Source organism: Streptomyces sp. NPDC001732, from assembly GCF_053596315.1.
In genome coordinates, this window is the sequence record NZ_JBSFFY010000030.1 from 77,262 (window position 1) to 91,553 (window position 14,292).

A 14,292-nucleotide genomic window follows, 5' to 3' on the forward strand; every position below is an offset into this window, starting at 1 on the left:
CGGGCCGGGGGTGGTCGTCACAGCATCAGCTCCGATCGGCGGCGCGGGTCGATCCGTTCCCGCCAGGCTCCGGCGAGGCCCGCCAGCGCGAGGGTCGGGACGATCAGGAACAGGCCGGGGAAGAGCGTCGGCCACCAGTCCCCCGCGAGCAGCGAACCGCGGGCCGTCTGCACGAGATTGCCCAGGCTCGCCTGGTGGGTGGGCAGTCCGAGCCCCAGGAAGGAGAGCGCCGACTCGTGCCACATGGCGTGCGGCACCATGAGCACCGCGGCGAGGCCGGCCTGCGGGAGCACGGCGGGCAGCAGGTGCCGGACGACGACCCGGCCGCGCGAGGCGCCGCCGGAGATCGCCGCGTCGACGAACGGGCGGGAGCGCAGCGACAGCACCTCGGCGCGGACGATCCTGGCGGTCGAGATCCAGTGGGTGAGGGCGACGGACACGATCACCGGGCCGATGCCGGGCCGGAACATCGCGACGACGAAGATGCCCAGCAGCAGATGCGGCACGGACGAGAAGGTGTCCACGAGCCGCATGACGAGGCGGTCGGTCCAGCCGCCGAACGCCGCGGCCAGTGCGCCGACCGCGGTCCCGATGACGGTCGCGGTGAGCCCCGCGACGACACCGACGAGCAGCGAGACCCGGAGCCCGTAGACGCAGCGCAGCAGCAGGTCGCGCCCGACGTCGTCGGTGCCGAAGGGGTACTCCCAGGACGGTGGCCGGAGCCTGGCGGCGAGGTCGACGGCCTGTTGGTCGAGCTGGACCAGCGGCGGCACCAGGAGGACCGCGAGCAGGACCGCGCCGACGATCCCGGCGGAGGCGGCCACCCGGATGCGGCGGGTGGTCCGGCGGGCGGGGCCGGGGGTGGTGTCAGCCATCGAAGCCCACCCTCGGGTCGGCGATCGCGTACAGCAGGTCGGAGAGGAGGTTGCCGAGCACGACGGCCGCGGTGGCGAGCACCGTGAGCGCGGCGAGCAGCGGGAAGTCGACGGAGGTGGCGGCCTGCACGGTGGCGGCGGCGATGCCGGGCCAGCTGAAGACCGTCTCGACGAGCAGGGCACCGGTGATGAGTTCGGGGACGCGGGAGCCGATGAGGGTGAGCATCGGCAGCATTCCGGAGCGCAGTGCGTGGCCGAGCAGTACGGTGCGTTCGCGCAGCCCGCGGGCGCGGGCGCCGCGCACCGGGTCCTCGCCGAGCGCGTCCGCGACGCCCTGGCGCACGTAGAGGAAGAACCACGGCAGCTGGGAGATCCCGAGCACGGCCGCGGGGAGCACCAGATGGGTGGCGACCTGCCCGGGGGTGACGGTGTCGCTGGCCGCGTCGGTGAGGCCGCCGGCCGGGAGCACGCCGAGTTCCACGGAGAAGAACCAGATGGCGAGCAGTCCGAGCCAGAAGGCCGGGGCGGCTTCGAGGGTGTACGCGGCGGCGCTGACGCACCGGTCGAGCAGGCGGCCGGGCCTGCGGGCGGCCAGCACGCCGAGGCCCGTGCCGAGGACCACGGCGACGGCGAAGGCGGCCGTGGCGAGCAGTACGGACCAGCCCAGGCGTTCGCCGATGACGTCGGCGACCGGCTGGCGCAGCACGGCGGAGTCGCCGAGGTCGCCGCCGAGCGCGGAGGTCAGCCAGTTCCACCAGCGGCTGACGAGCGGCTGGTCGACGCCGAGGTTGGCCCGCAACTGGTCGAGGTTCTCCTGCGACGCGGTGAGGCCGGCGGTACCCGCGTACGCCTTGACCGGGTCGAAGGGGGAGGCGGCGGCGACGGCGAAGACGCCGAACGTCACGGCGGCCAGGACGGGGACGGCGAGCAGGGCCCGCCGTCCCGCCATCCTGCCCATCGGCCCCCAGGGGAGGCGGTGGTTCACTTCTTCGGCGTCCAGTCCTCGACGTTCCACCACGGGCCGGATGCCAGTCCGTGGTCGTGCGGTTCGACCTGGGTGGTGAGGGGGCCGAAGCGGTCCTTCACGACGTAGAGGTGGTCGATGTGGGTGAGGAAGGTGTAGCCGGGGTTCTTCACCAGTTCGCGCTGGACGGTGTCGTAGGCGGCCTTGCGTTCGGCGCCGTCACCGCTCCTGCGGCCCGATTCGAGGGCCCGGTCCACGGTCTTGTTGTCGTACCGGGCCATGTTGTTGAAGCCGTCGCCCGCGAGCGAGGACTTCAGCAGCGTGTACTGGTCGAAGTCGGGGTCGGCGGGCGATCCGCCCCCCGCGAGGACCGCGTCCTGCTTCATCCGGGGCTCGATGACCTCCCAGGTCCCGGCCTCGGTGGTGATGTCGATGCCGGCCTTCCTGGCGTCGGAGGCGTAGGCGAGCGCGTGGTCCTGGCGCAGCTTGTCACCGGTGAGGTACCAGAGCGGGAAGGCGGCGCGTACGCCGTCCCTGGTGCGGATGCCGTCCTTGCCGGGCTTCCATCCGGCGTCGTCGAGGATCTTCTTCGCGGCGGCGAGGTCGTGGGGGCGTTCGGTGCCCTTGGTGAACCATTCGCTGTCGGTGGGGACGGGACCGTAGGCGGGCCTGCCCTCGCCGTTGAGGAGGGAGTCGACCATGGCCTTCCGGTCGACGGCGACATCGAGGGCGCGCCGGACGGCGATGTCGCCCGTGACCCTGTTGTGGGTGGGCAGGGTCACGGTGCGGTAGTCGTACGTCGTGGCGGCGTACGTCCGGGTGCCGCTGTCACGGTCGAAGCCCCTGGCCAGGTTGGGCGGCAGGATCGCGCCGTCGAGTTCGCCGGAGCGCAGCCGGGTGGCGCGTACGTCGTCGTCCTTGATGATCGCCATGGTGAACTTCTTCACCTTCGGCGCGCCGCCCCAGTAGCCGGGGTTGGCTTCAAAAGTGATCTTCTCGCCCTTGGACCACTTGGTGAGCAGATACGGTCCGGTGCCGATGGGGTGGGTGGTGAAGGCACCGGTGTCGACGTCCTGCCTGCCCGCGACGTGTTCGGGGGCGATGGGCAGGACGGTGCGCTGGGCGAAGGGCGCGTAGGGGTATTCGAGTGTGAAGACGACGGTGTCCTCACCGGCCGCCTCGACGCTCTTCACCGCGTCGAGTTCGGTGCGGGACGCGTTGTTGGTCTTCTCGTCGAGGATGGTCCGGTAGGTGAAGACCACGTCCTTCGCGCCGAACGGCTTGCCGTCGCTGAACTTCACGCCCTTGCGGAGCCGGTACGTGTACGTCAGCCCGTCGTCGCTCACCTCGGGCAGGGCGGTAGCGAGGGCGGGTCGCAGCTTCATGCCGTCGTCGAGCGCGAGCAGCCCGTCGAAGATCTTGGAATTGCCGTCCTTGCCGTAGCCGAGCAGCGGGCTGAGGCTCTCGGGCTCGTAGGCGATGCCGACCACCGCCGAGTCCCGCGCACCCGATCCGGAGCCGCCGCCGTCCGGGCCTCCCGGTTGCGAACAGGCCGTCGCGGTCGACAGCAGCACGGTCGCCACCGCCGCGGCGCCCGCTCCCCGTATCGATCGGGCCGTCATACTCTGCACCCCTTGTTGAAGATCACATGTTATTGCGAACAGATCGCAATTAAACAGCAGACAAAGGGGTGCCCGGTACCTCGCCGGACGGGAGAACGGAGGGGCGGAGGCGCGTCTTCACGTACCTCCGCCCCAAGTCCCCTGTTTCCGCAGGACGTTCCTCTCCGCCCGTTACGGCGCGGGAAGCTCCATGAGTTCGGCGACGGTCCCGTGGTGCTGTCCGGCGGTGCCGTACGCGATCGAGTCGGCCTTGGCGCGCTTGAGGTACAGGTGCGCCGGGTGCTCCCAGGTCATGCCGATGCCGCCGTGCAGCTGGACGCACTCCTCCGCGGCGTGCACGGCGACCTTCGAGCAGTACGCCTGCGCGACGGCCACCGCCAAAGGCGCGTCGGGGCTCGCGGTCGCGAGGGCGTCCGCGGCGTTCCGCGCGGCGGCGCGGGCCGACACGATCTCCAGCCAGAGCTGCGCCATGCGGTGCTTGAGGGCCTGGAACGAGCCGACGGGCCGGTTGAACTGGTGCCGTTCGCGGGTGTGCCGGACGGTTTCGGTCAGGCACCACTCGGCGAGTCCGAGCTGTTCGGAGGCGAGCAACCCGGCGCCCGCCAGCAGCCCCCGGCCCACGGCCCGCACCGCGGACGCGCCGTCGGCCAGGCGGGTTCCGGACGCCGAGGCGAAGGTCACGGTGGCGAGCGGGCGGGTGAGATCGAGCGGTACGAGCGGCTCGATCGCCACTCCCCCGGCGCCGGTCTCCACCGCGTACAGGCCGTCGGTCGTGGGCACCAGCAGCACATCGGCGGCGGGCGCGTCGGCGACGCCGCTCACCGTGCCCTCCAGCGCATCGCCCACCACGCCGACCGGTCGCGCGGCACCGGGCCGCGCGGCGGAGAACGGCACGGCGAGCACCGCGACCCTGTGGCCCGCGGCGAGATCGCCCAGGAGCGCGGCGGCGGGTCCGTCCTGCGCGTCCAGTGCGAGGAGCGTCTCGGTGGCCACGACCGCGCTGGTCAGATACGGCACGGGGGCGACGCTGCGGCCGAGTTCCTCCAGGACCACCGCGGCCTCGCGGTGGGTCGCGCCCTGGCCTCCCAGCCGCTCCGGCACCAGCAGCCCGGCGATGCCGATGTCGGCGGCAAGCCCCTTCCAGAGCCGTGGATCGTACGGTGCGCCGGACTCGCTGCGGGCGAGCAGCGTCGGCGCGTCGCACCGGTCGGCGAGCAGGGCGCGCACCGCCGCCCGCAGGTCGTCCTCCGTCTCCGAGTACAGCAGGTCGGGTGCCTGGGGCTCTTCGGTCGGTGTCGCGGTCATCGGGCCAGGTCCTTCCAGGGGACGTCCTTGTCGTTGCGCGGCTCGGCGGGCAGGCCGAGAACGCGCTCGGCGACGATGTTGAGCAGCACCTCGCTGGTGCCCCCCTCGATGGAGTTGCCCTTGGAGCGGAGGTAGCGGTAGCCGGCGTCACGTCCGGTGAAGTCGACCAGTTCCGGCCGGCACATGGTCCAGTCGCCGTACAGCAGCCCTTCGTCGCCGAGGAGTTCGACCTCCAGTCCGCTGATCTCCTGGTTGAGCCGGGCGAAGGCGAGCTTCATGCCGGAGCCCTCGGGGCCGGGCTGTCCGGCGACGAGCTGCTGACGCAGCCGGAGGCCGGTGAGCCTGGCCACCTCGGCCTCGACCCAGAGGGTCAGCAGACGCTGGTGGAGGTCGTGGGTGCGCAGTTCGGGGCGTTCGCGCCAGGTGCGGGCGACCGTGCCGATCATGCCTCCCTCGCGCGGGACGGAGCCGCCGCCGATGGAGACCCGCTCGTTCATCAGCGTGGTCTGCGCGACCTTCCAGCCCTCTCCGACGGGGCCGAGACGCCTGCTGTCCGGGATGCGCACGCCGGTCAGGAAGACCTCGTTGAACTCGGCCTCGCCGGTGATCTGGCGCAGCGGTCTGACCTCGACGCCGGGGTCGGTCATGTCGCAGATGAAGTAGCTGATGCCGCGGTGCTTGGGCAGGTCCGGATCGGTACGGGCGATGAGGATCGCCCAGCGGGCCGCGTGGGCGCCGGACGTCCAGACCTTCTGCCCGTCGACCACCCAGTCCTCGCCGTCGCGCACGGCGCGGGTGGCGAGTGCCGCGAGGTCGGAGCCCGCGCCCGGCTCGCTGAAGAGCTGGCACCAGACCTCCTCGCCGGTCCACAGCGGGCGCAGGAAGCGCTGCTTCTGCTCCTCGGTGCCGTAGCCGAGGACGGTGGGGGCGGCCATGCCGAGGCCGATGCCGATCCGGCGCGGGTTGTTGTCGGGGGCGTCCGCGGCGGCGAGTTCGGCGTCCACCACGCACTGCAGGGAGCGGGGCGCGTCGAGGCCGCCGAGGCCCACCGGGTAGTGCACCCAGGCGAGTCCGGCGTCGAAGCGGGCCTGGAGGAAGTCGGCGCGGTCGGTGGTGGCCGGCGGGTGCGCGGCGAGCAGGTCCTGGGTGCGGCGGCGGAGTCCGGCCGCGTCGGTGGCGGTCATCGGGCGGCTCCCGCCGGGAGGACGACGATCCGGCCGGTGCTGGTGCCGTCGGCGACGCGCTGGACGGCCGCGGCGGCCCCGGCCAGACTGACCCGCTCGCTGATCAGCGGCTTGACGGCGCCCTGTGCGGCGAGCCGGGTCAGCTCGTCGTGGCAGGCGCGAACCGCGGCCGGGTCCTTGGTGTTGTACAGGCCCCAGTGGAGGCCGAGGACCGAGTAGTTCTTGACCAGGGCATGGTTCAGCGCCGGGGCGGGAACGGTGCCGCTCGCGAAGCCGACGACCACCACCCGGCCCTCGAAGGCGATGCACTTGACGGACTTGGCGTACGCGTCGCCGCCGACCGGGTCGTACACCACGTCGGCGCCGCGTCCGCCGGTGGCCTCCTTGACTGCGGCGACGATGTCCTGGGTGTGCCGGTCGACGACCAGGTCGCAGCCGAGGTCCGCTGCGGTCTTCGCCTTCTCGGGGCCGCCGACGACACCGATGACGGTGGCGCCCGCGGCCTTGCCGAGCTGGACGGCCGCGCTGCCGACGCCGCCGGCCGCCGCGTGGACGAGGAGGGTCTCGCCCGCCCGGAGGTTCGCCCTGCGGTGCAGGCCGAACCAGCCGGTCTGGTAGCCGATGTGCAGAGCGGCGGCCTCGGCGTCGTCCAGGGTCTCGGGCGCGGGCAGCAGGGCCGCCTCGTCCGCGACGACGTACTCGGCGAACCCGCCGTTCGGCAGCGCGGGGGTGGCGAGCACCCGGCGCCCGTCCGGCGCCCTGCCGCAGACCTCCACACCGGGGGTGAAGGGCAGCGGCGGGCGCACCTGGTACTGGCCGCGGCAGAGCAGCGCGTCGGGGAAGTTGGTGTTCGCCGCGAGCACCTCGATGAGCACCTGGCCGTCGCCGGGCGTGGGCCGGTCCGTCTCCTCCAGTCGCATCACCTCGCTCGGCTCGCCGTTCCGGTGCACTCTCCATGCCTGCATGAGGGGCCTCCACAACACTGTCGGCATTACCACTGCTCCGGCGCATACTAAGCGGTCGCTTGCCTCTGTGGGAACACCCCTCCGAGTGCACTTCCGGCCGGCCCCGGACACGGGTGCGCCCGGCCCGCCCGAAGGAGTTTCGGGCGGGCCGGGCGCGGGACGGTTCCGGGTGCGGGGCTCAGTCCTGGCCGGCCACCACGACCTCGGCGATCCGTGGCGCCGCCGATCCGGTGTGCCATACGAGCCGCACCCCCTCGGCGGTGCGGCCCGCCGTGTCCACCCGGGTGTACGGGCCGTCGAGCGTGCCGACGGTCCGCCACGTTCCGTCGGCCCCCCGCAGCTGGATGTCGGCGCGGGCCTGCGATCCGGTCGGCTGCAGGACGGTGACGGAGGGCACGGCACGGGCGGCGGGGAGCCCCAGCTCCAGCGTCTCCCCGGCCTCGGGGGCACGGGCCGCCCGGTAGACGGTGCCCGGGTCCCCGTCGAACGCCGCCCGCGGCGAGGATCCCGCCTCGGCGGGCGGCCCGCCGGTCACCGCGCCGTCGTCCACCGGGACGCCGAACTCCCGTACGACGAGCCAGTTCTCCTGGCCTGCGGTCGCCCGTGCCCGCACGTAGCGCGCCTTCGTTCCGGTGGGCGCGGTCGCGGTGACGTCCGGCGTCCCGAAGAAGGCGGTGAGCTGTTGCCAGTCCCGCCCGTCGGCCGAGTACTCCAGCACTCCCTGGTGGAGGTAGTCGGCGGTGCTGCCGGGCTTGGCCATCGCGAGGGTGACGGAGCCGATGTCCCGGACCCGGCCGAGGTCCACGGTGACCCGGTCGCCCGCGGCGGGCGCCCCGTCGCTCCAGAAGTAGGTGGAGTCGTCGCCGTCCAGCATCCGGTCGACGGTGTTGCTCTGGTACGTGCCCAGGTTTGTCGAGGCCGAGGGCCTGCCGCTCACGCCGAGGATGCGGTCGTGCTCGGCGTTCGCCTCGTCGACGAACCGGTCCAGGACGCCGTCGCCGACGAGGACCGGCACCTTGCGCCCGTCGAGCCCGGTGTAGGTGAAGGACCTCGCTCCGGCGACCTGTGCGGGCAGTTGCTGCCGCAGTTCCCAGGCCTGCGCCCCCTTTCCGGCGCGGGCCGCCTCGACCATGCGCAGGGCGGTGCGGGCGGCGGTGGCCCAGGCCGCGGTGGCGTCCAGCCAGGGTCCGGCGTCGGCGACGAAGCCGCGGTCCGGGAGGCCGGCGCGCAGCCGCTCGGGGGCCGAGGCGAGCGCGCCGAGCACGAGGTCGAGCCGGGCGGCGTCACCGGACTGCCGGTAGCGGGCGAACTCCGCCGCCAGTTCGGGTGCCTGCTCCCCGTTGAGGGCCGAGCTGTAGTTCACGTCGGCGAAGGCCCGCAGCGCCTTCCGGGTGCGCGGGTCGCCGCCCGCGTACTCCTCGATCCCCCTGCCCCAGGAGGCACGCGGGTCGTACGCGGCGTCGTTCCACGCGTAGTCGGCGACGGTGTACAGCGCGATCTTCGAGGCGTACGGCTGGATCATCGGGTTCGCCGTGATCCCGGCCAGCCTGCCGGGCAGGCCCTTCTCGCGCCCGCTGAACGGGCCGAGCAGCAGCCGGTTCGTCGCGTAGTCGTTGACCGGGTAGTTGTCCCAGGTCAGGATCGGGTGGCCGAAGACCGTGCGGGCGGACTGCGCCTGTGCGACGGTCATGGTCGGCGCGACGACACCGACGCCCGTCCACTCGACCAGGACATCGGGGTCGAGCTGCTCGGACAGCGCCTTCTTGTACGGCGAGGCGGAGACGTTGTAGTACTCGGTCGGGACCATCTGGAGCGGCTGGGCCCCTGGGTGGGTGGCGATGAACTCCTTGTTGACCCGGTTGAGCAGATGCGCCTGCGCCGCGCCCGCCGCACCGCCGCCGGTGCCCCACTTCGCCTTGTCCTCGGCGCAGTTCCAGTCGGTGTAGCTGATGTCGTCGAGCGGTACGGCGAAGGTGCGGACGCCGATGTCCCAGACGGTCCGGAACTTGTCGATCAGCGCCTTGGCGTCGGCGTCCGAGCTGTAGCAGACGGAGAGGCCGGGCGAGAGGGCGTACGTGAACTCCACATGCCGCCGGGCGGCCCGGTCCACGAGCTCCTCGATCCGGGCCAGCCGGTCGGCCGGGTAGGCGTCGCGCCACTTCGCGCGGAGGTACGCGTCGTCCTTCGGCGAGTACACGTAGATGTTCATCTTGTGCTCGCCGTAGTAGTCGAGCTGGTCGAGCCGGGCCTCGTGCGACCACGGGGTGCCGTAGAAGCCCTCGATGACTCCGCGCAGCGCGGTGCCGGGCCAGTCGCGCACCGCGATTCCGGCGACCTTGGCCCCCGGACGCTTCTCGTCCGGCAGGATCTGACGCAGTGTCTGGGCGGCGTAGTAGGTGCCCCTGGTGTCCTTGCCCGCGAGGACGATGCGGCCGGCGCCGATGCCGAGCACATAGCCGTCGGCGGGCAGCGCGGACGGGCCGTCGATCCGTTGCGCGGCGAGTGCCGCCGGGGCGCCGACGTGAACGGTGAGACCGCTCCGGGCGGGCCCGTCGGCGTGTACGACGCGCTGGGCACCGGCCCGGCGCAGTGCGCTCTCCACGACCTCGACGGCGGACGCGTCGGAGGTCGCGCCCGTCACCAGGGTGACGGTCGGACTGATCGCGACCCGGTCGGCCCGGCGCTCCACGGATCGCGGGGTCGGTGTGACGGCGGGGGCCGGCCGGGCGTCCGCGGCCTTCGCCGGGGCGAGGGCGCGGGGGCTGTCGGCTGCCTGGGCGGGCGGCACGGCGGTCAGCAGACCGCCGACGAGCAGGGTCGCCGCCGTACCGAGCGCGGTGAGACGGGGTGGGCGAGGCGTCACAGGTCCTCCATTGATCACTCAAGTCACCGAAGTCGCGCAGCAGAACGACACCGAATTCAACATCATGACGCTTGCATGTCAATGGTCTGGACAACATCAACACTCTGACCTGCGGTTTTCCCTTCAGAAATGACACTCGCGCATGCGTGACACCGCACACGGACAGTTCGGAAACCGAGCAGCCCGGAGTGGGCTCAGCGGGTGAAGAGCTCGAACGCGACAGCCGGACGACCACCGGAGCGCTCCCCCTCGGCCCGTGCGCGGCCGGCCAGGAAGGCACGACAGTACGCCTCGGGGTCCTCGTCGGTCAGCCCCTCGATGTACGTACGGTGCGCCAGCAGCGACTCCACCGAGCGCTCCAGCCCGGCCGTCGCGTCGACGGCGTGGGTGGGCGCGCTCGAATCCGCGACCGCGACCCGCCGCACCCCGTTCCACGGCCGGAGCCCCGCCTCCGCCGGCTCCGGGAAGATCCAGCGATTGCCCGCGTCGGCCGCGGCGTCCAGGGCGGCGCGGCCGACCGCCCGGTGGTCGGGGGTGTTCCAGACGTTCTCACCCCAGGTGTCCCGGTGGTTGAGCGTGACGACCGGTTCGGGGCGGTGTCTGCGGATGGCCGCGGCGATGTCGCGGCGCAGCGGGAGGCCGCACTCGATCACACCGTCGCGATGGTCCAGGAACCCCACGGTGGAGACGCCCACGACCGCGGTGCGCGCCGCTGCTCCCGCTCGCGCAGCGGCGCGCACCGCGCGGGCTCCAGCGTGTCGATGCCGGCCTCGCCGCGAGTGGCGAGAAGGCAGGAGATCTCACGCCCCTCGCCGGCCCACCCCGCGATCGCCGCCGCGCAGCCGTACTCCAGGTCGTCGGGGTGCGCGACCACGGCGAGGGCGCGCCGCCAGTCCGCGGGCATGGGCGCGAGCTGCTCCGTCATGGCGGCAGGCCGGCCGCCCGCGACCGGCCCCGCCCCGCGTTCCACCGACGCCCTCCGCCGTAGCGCACGTCTCACCCGAGAACAGAAATACCCCCAGGGGTATTGGTGTTAATCTGATGCAGGAGATACCCCCCGGGGTAAATCATCACGGAAGGAGCCGTGTCGTGTTCTTCGTCGACACCATCGAGACAACGAGCCTCGGCAACCGCAGCTACCTGGCGGGCGGGCGGCGGGCCGCCGTGGTCGTGGACCCGCCGCGCGACATCGACCGGGTGATCGTCGCCGCCGCCCGGCGCGACGTGCGGATCGCCCTGGTGGTGGAGACACATCTGCACAACGACTACGTGACGGGCGGTCCGGAGCTGGCGCGGGTGACCGGGGCGCACTACCTGGTGCCCGCCGCCGCGCAGGTCTCCTTCGCCCGGGTCCCGGTCTCGGACGGTGACGTCACCCCGGTCGACGACGCTCTCGCGCTGCGCGCGCTCGCCACCCCCGGGCACACCCCGCACCACACGTCCTACGTGCTGGAGGAGGAGGGCCGCGCCGTGGCCGCCTTCACCGGCGGCTCGCTGCTGATCGGCAGTGTGGGCCGGCCCGACCTGGTGGAGCCCCGACTCACCACCGAGCCGGCCCGCGCCCAGCACGCCTCCGTGCGCCGGCTCGCCGACGAGCTCGCGGACGGCGTGCCGGTGCTGCCCACGCACGGCTTCGGCAGTTTCTGTTCGTCCTCGCAGGCGGAAGGGCCGGCCACCACGATCGGCAACGAGCGCAGGCACAACGACGCGCTGGTCAAGGACGTGGACACCTTTGTCGCGGACCTGCTCGCCGGACTGGACGACATTCCGGCGCACTACGCGCACATGGGCCCGGCCAATGCCGCGGGACCGGCTCCGCTGGATCTGACCCCGCCCGGCCGGGCCGATGCCGAGGAGATCTCCCGGCGGCTGGCCGCGGGCGAGTGGGTGGTGGATCTGCGCAGCCGGGTGGCGTTCGCCGAGGGGCACGTCGCAGGATCGTTCAACTTCGAGGGCGACGGCCCGCTCGCGACGTATCTGGCCTGGCTGATCCCGTGGGGCAGGCCCGTCACCCTGCTGGCGGGCACCGCCGGCGACATCGCCCACGCGCAGCGGGAGCTGTCCCGGGTCGGCGTGGACCGCCCGGTCGCGGCGGCCACCGGCGGACCCGAGGACTGGGTGGGTACGGCGGCGGAGCTGCGGTCCTTGCGCAGGTCCGACTTCGCGGGCCTGGCCGCGGCCCGGCAGCGGGGCGAGGACCCGGTGGTGCTCGACGTGCGCAGGAACTCCGAGCACCGCAGGGGCGCGATCACGGGGGCGGTCCACATTCCCCTGCACGAGCTGCCCCGGCGACTGGGCGAGGTGCCGCCGGGCGTCGTGTGGGCGCACTGCGCGGGCGGGGCGCGGGCGGCGATCGCCGCGTCGATGCTGGACGCGGCAGGGCGCGAGGTGGTGGCCGTCGACGACGGCTTCGACGCGGCGGCACGGGCCGGCCTGCGCATCACCGACCCCGCGCCCTCCCCGGCGTGACGACCGCGCGACGTCCCGGCACCACCCTCCCAGGAGCGATCCCCATGTCTTTCCCCACACCCTTCTTCCGCCGGAGCCCCGGCCGCACCGCCCGGCGGCCCTCCCGGACAGCCGTCGGCGCCGTCGGCTCCCGCCCCGGCGGGGGCCCGTCCGTGCACGACCGGCGCGGGGTATCGGGCGCCGCCTCATGACCGCGCTGATCGTGGCCCTGGTCGCCGGGGCGGTGGTGGGCCTGGCGCTCGGCGGGCTGGGCGGCGGCGGAAGCGTGCTCGCCGTTCCCGCGCTGATCTATCTGCTCGGTTTCACCCCGGCCGAGGCCACCACCGCCGGACTCCTCATCGTCGTCGTGACGTCCCTCACCGGGCTGGTCGCCCACGCCCGGGAGGGCCGGGTCCGCTGGCGTACCGGAGGGCTCTTCGCGGCGGCCGGGATCGTGCCTGCCGCCATCGCCGGGGCGCTGTCGGTACGGATTCCGTCCGGAGTGCTGACCGCGGGGTTCGCCGTGCTCGCGGTGGTCGCCGCGACGCGGATGCTCCGTCCGCGGACCGGACCGGCGGCGCAGGCCGGGGAGGGTGCGGTTCCCGCGCCCACCGGGCGGGTCGCGGGGACAGGCGCCGGGCTCGGCACGGTGACCGGGTTCCTCGGCGTGGGCGGCGGGTTCCTCGTGGTACCCGCGCTGGTCACCGTGGTCGCCGTCCCGATGGCCTCGGCGGTCGGTACCAGCCTGCTGGTCATCACGGTGAACTCCCTGGCCGCGCTGGCCACCCGTCTCGCCACGCCCACCGCGCTGCACTGGGCGACGATCGCCCCGTTCACGGCGGCGGCGGTGCTCGGCGCCTGGGACGGGCAGCGGCTCGCCGCGAAAGTCTCCACGGCCGCCCTGCAACGGATCTTCGGCGCGGTACTGCTGGCCGTGGCCGTGTTCATGCTCATCGACGCCGTGGCCTGACCTGCGGTCCCCCGGCCGCAGCCCGGCTCAGGCCAGCGAGAGAAAGAGCTTCTCCAGCCTGGCCCGCATCTGCTCGCGGTCCTCGGGACCGTGACCGCCGTCGGCCATGCAGTGCTGCAGACCCGTCGCGATGATCGCGAAACCGGCCCGGTCGAGTGCCCGGGACACGGCCGCCATCTGCGTGATCACGTCCTCGCAGTCCCTGCCCTCCTCGATCATCCTGATGATCCCGGCGAGCTGGCCCTGCGCGCGGCGAAGGCGGTTGAGGACCGACTTCAGTTCGTCGGCCGCCATGTCAAGTTCCACATCATCCTCCTGATACCCCAAGGGGTATTCTAGCCCGACCGGGGAAGGAAGGACCGCGTCCCTCCCGAGCCCCGGTGGACGAAAGGAAACACTGCTCGTGACCAGCCCCGCTTCCCTCTCCCCCGCCCAGGCCGCGGCCCGCCTCGCGGAGTTCACCGTCATCGACGTGCGGGCTCCGGGCGAGTACGCCTCCGGCCACGTCCCCGGCGCCCTGAACATCCCGCTGGACCGCCTCCCGGAGGCCGTGCCCGCACTGAAGGCCGCCGCGGCCCGCGGCTCGCTGCTCATGGTGTGCGCCTCCGGCGTCCGGTCCACCCGGGCCTGCGACATCCTCGCCGCGGCCGACGTCGACGCCCTGACCCTGTCCGGCGGCACCTCCGCCTGGGAGGGCGAGGGCCGCGCGCTCGACCGCCCCTCCGGCGCCCGCGCGACCTGGCCGATGGAGCGGCAGGTGCGGCTCGCCGCCGGTTCGCTCGTGGTGGCCGGGCTCCTCGCCGGAGTACGGTTCCCGGCCGCGCGGTGGATCTCCGCCGGCGTCGGCTCCGGCCTGGTGTTCTCCGCCGTGAGCAACACCTGCGGCATGGCGGCGGTCCTGTCGCGGCTGCCGTACAACCGCGCGCCGCGCACGAGCGCCGGTCTGGACGCGACGCTGGCCGCCCTCCAGCGCTGAGCCCCGGCGCCGCACCGAAACGGTGGGGTGGGGGGGGGGCGGCGCAGGGGGCGCGGGCCCACCACGACGCTCTGCCCGGCCCGCGCAACGACCCCGGGGCGCGCGGCGGCGACCCCCCGC

11 protein-coding genes and 1 pseudogene are annotated in these 14,292 nt (G+C 73.3%); 3 read left to right on the forward strand and 9 right to left on the reverse strand.

Features of this window, described 5'->3' with window-relative positions; translation table 11 throughout:
- Nucleotides 1–17 precede the first annotated feature (17 nt).
- The 8 genes and pseudogenes from ACWCXX_RS25360 to ACWCXX_RS25395 all read right to left on the reverse strand — a co-directional run bounded on the left by ACWCXX_RS25360 (nt 18) and on the right by ACWCXX_RS25395 (nt 10,703).
- Entirely contained in the window at nt 18–875 is an 858-nt protein-coding gene (locus ACWCXX_RS25360) for an ABC transporter permease (protein WP_451130947.1), read from the reverse strand.
- Nucleotides 868–1,833, reverse strand: a complete 966-nt coding sequence (locus ACWCXX_RS25365) for an ABC transporter permease (protein WP_451130976.1) — start codon at nt 1,831–1,833, stop codon at nt 868–870. Before ACWCXX_RS25365 ends, ACWCXX_RS25360 begins: the two co-directional genes overlap by 8 nt.
- Before the next feature lie 23 nt (nt 1,834–1,856).
- Nucleotides 1,857–3,461, reverse strand: coding sequence for an ABC transporter substrate-binding protein (locus ACWCXX_RS25370; protein WP_451130949.1), 1,605 nt, complete (start codon nt 3,459–3,461; stop codon nt 1,857–1,859).
- Between the two features lie 171 nt (nt 3,462–3,632).
- Nucleotides 3,633–4,766, reverse strand: a complete 1,134-nt coding sequence (locus tag ACWCXX_RS25375; RefSeq protein WP_451130951.1) for an acyl-CoA dehydrogenase family protein — start codon at nt 4,764–4,766, stop codon at nt 3,633–3,635.
- Complete coding sequence (locus ACWCXX_RS25380) at nt 4,763–5,950, reverse strand: acyl-CoA dehydrogenase family protein (protein ID WP_451130953.1); 1,188 nt, start codon at nt 5,948–5,950, stop codon at nt 4,763–4,765. Before ACWCXX_RS25380 ends, ACWCXX_RS25375 begins: the two co-directional genes overlap by 4 nt.
- The gene (locus ACWCXX_RS25385) at nt 5,947–6,915 is read right to left on the reverse strand and encodes an NADPH:quinone oxidoreductase family protein (RefSeq protein ID WP_451130955.1); all 969 of its coding nucleotides are present in this window, start codon (nt 6,913–6,915) and stop codon (nt 5,947–5,949) included. Before ACWCXX_RS25385 ends, ACWCXX_RS25380 begins: the two co-directional genes overlap by 4 nt.
- A gap of 178 nt (nt 6,916–7,093) precedes the next feature.
- On the reverse strand, nt 7,094–9,778 hold the full coding sequence (locus tag ACWCXX_RS25390) for a beta-N-acetylglucosaminidase domain-containing protein (RefSeq protein WP_451130957.1): 2,685 nt from the start codon (nt 9,776–9,778) through the stop codon (nt 7,094–7,096).
- A 194-nt stretch (nt 9,779–9,972) separates the two neighbouring features.
- Nucleotides 9,973–10,703: pseudogene (locus tag ACWCXX_RS25395) on the reverse strand (PIG-L deacetylase family protein).
- A gap of 164 nt (nt 10,704–10,867) precedes the next feature.
- Here ACWCXX_RS25395 and ACWCXX_RS25400 point away from each other — a divergent pair.
- Together ACWCXX_RS25400 and ACWCXX_RS25405 are read left to right on the forward strand one after the other, a co-directional pair.
- Nucleotides 10,868–12,247 carry a rhodanese-like domain-containing protein gene (locus ACWCXX_RS25400; RefSeq protein ID WP_451130962.1) on the forward strand — a complete coding sequence of 460 codons (1,380 nt, stop codon included), beginning with the start codon at nt 10,868–10,870 and terminating at the stop codon, nt 12,245–12,247.
- A gap of 187 nt (nt 12,248–12,434) precedes the next feature.
- The gene (locus ACWCXX_RS25405; protein ID WP_451130964.1) at nt 12,435–13,196 is read left to right on the forward strand and encodes a sulfite exporter TauE/SafE family protein; all 762 of its coding nucleotides are present in this window, start codon (nt 12,435–12,437) and stop codon (nt 13,194–13,196) included.
- A 27-nt stretch (nt 13,197–13,223) separates the two neighbouring features.
- Here the strand turns inward: ACWCXX_RS25405 and ACWCXX_RS25410 are convergent, their stop codons facing one another.
- Entirely contained in the window at nt 13,224–13,502 is a 279-nt protein-coding gene (locus ACWCXX_RS25410) for a metal-sensitive transcriptional regulator (RefSeq protein WP_451130966.1), read from the reverse strand.
- A gap of 97 nt (nt 13,503–13,599) precedes the next feature.
- Between ACWCXX_RS25410 and ACWCXX_RS25415 the strand changes: the two genes are divergently transcribed.
- On the forward strand, nt 13,600–14,172 hold the full coding sequence (locus ACWCXX_RS25415) for a rhodanese-like domain-containing protein (RefSeq protein WP_451130968.1): 573 nt from the start codon (nt 13,600–13,602) through the stop codon (nt 14,170–14,172).
- Nucleotides 14,173–14,292: the final 120 nt, after the last annotated feature.

What these genes read in the sequence shown, in the direction of transcription:
- ACWCXX_RS25360 (WP_451130947.1), bottom strand. Translation starts at nt 875, where the DNA reads ATGGCTGACACCACCCCCGGCCCCGCCCGCCGGACCACCCGCCGCATC.
- ACWCXX_RS25365 (WP_451130976.1), bottom strand. Translation starts at nt 1,833, where the DNA reads ATGGGCAGGATGGCGGGACGGCGGGCCCTGCTCGCCGTCCCCGTCCTG.
- ACWCXX_RS25370 (WP_451130949.1), bottom strand. Translation starts at nt 3,461, where the DNA reads ATGACGGCCCGATCGATACGGGGAGCGGGCGCCGCGGCGGTGGCGACC.
- ACWCXX_RS25375 (WP_451130951.1), bottom strand. Translation starts at nt 4,766, where the DNA reads ATGACCGCGACACCGACCGAAGAGCCCCAGGCACCCGACCTGCTGTAC.
- ACWCXX_RS25380 (WP_451130953.1), bottom strand. Translation starts at nt 5,950, where the DNA reads ATGACCGCCACCGACGCGGCCGGACTCCGCCGCCGCACCCAGGACCTG.
- ACWCXX_RS25385 (WP_451130955.1), bottom strand. Translation starts at nt 6,915, where the DNA reads ATGCAGGCATGGAGAGTGCACCGGAACGGCGAGCCGAGCGAGGTGATG.
- ACWCXX_RS25405 (WP_451130964.1), top strand. Translation starts at nt 12,435, where the DNA reads ATGACCGCGCTGATCGTGGCCCTGGTCGCCGGGGCGGTGGTGGGCCTG.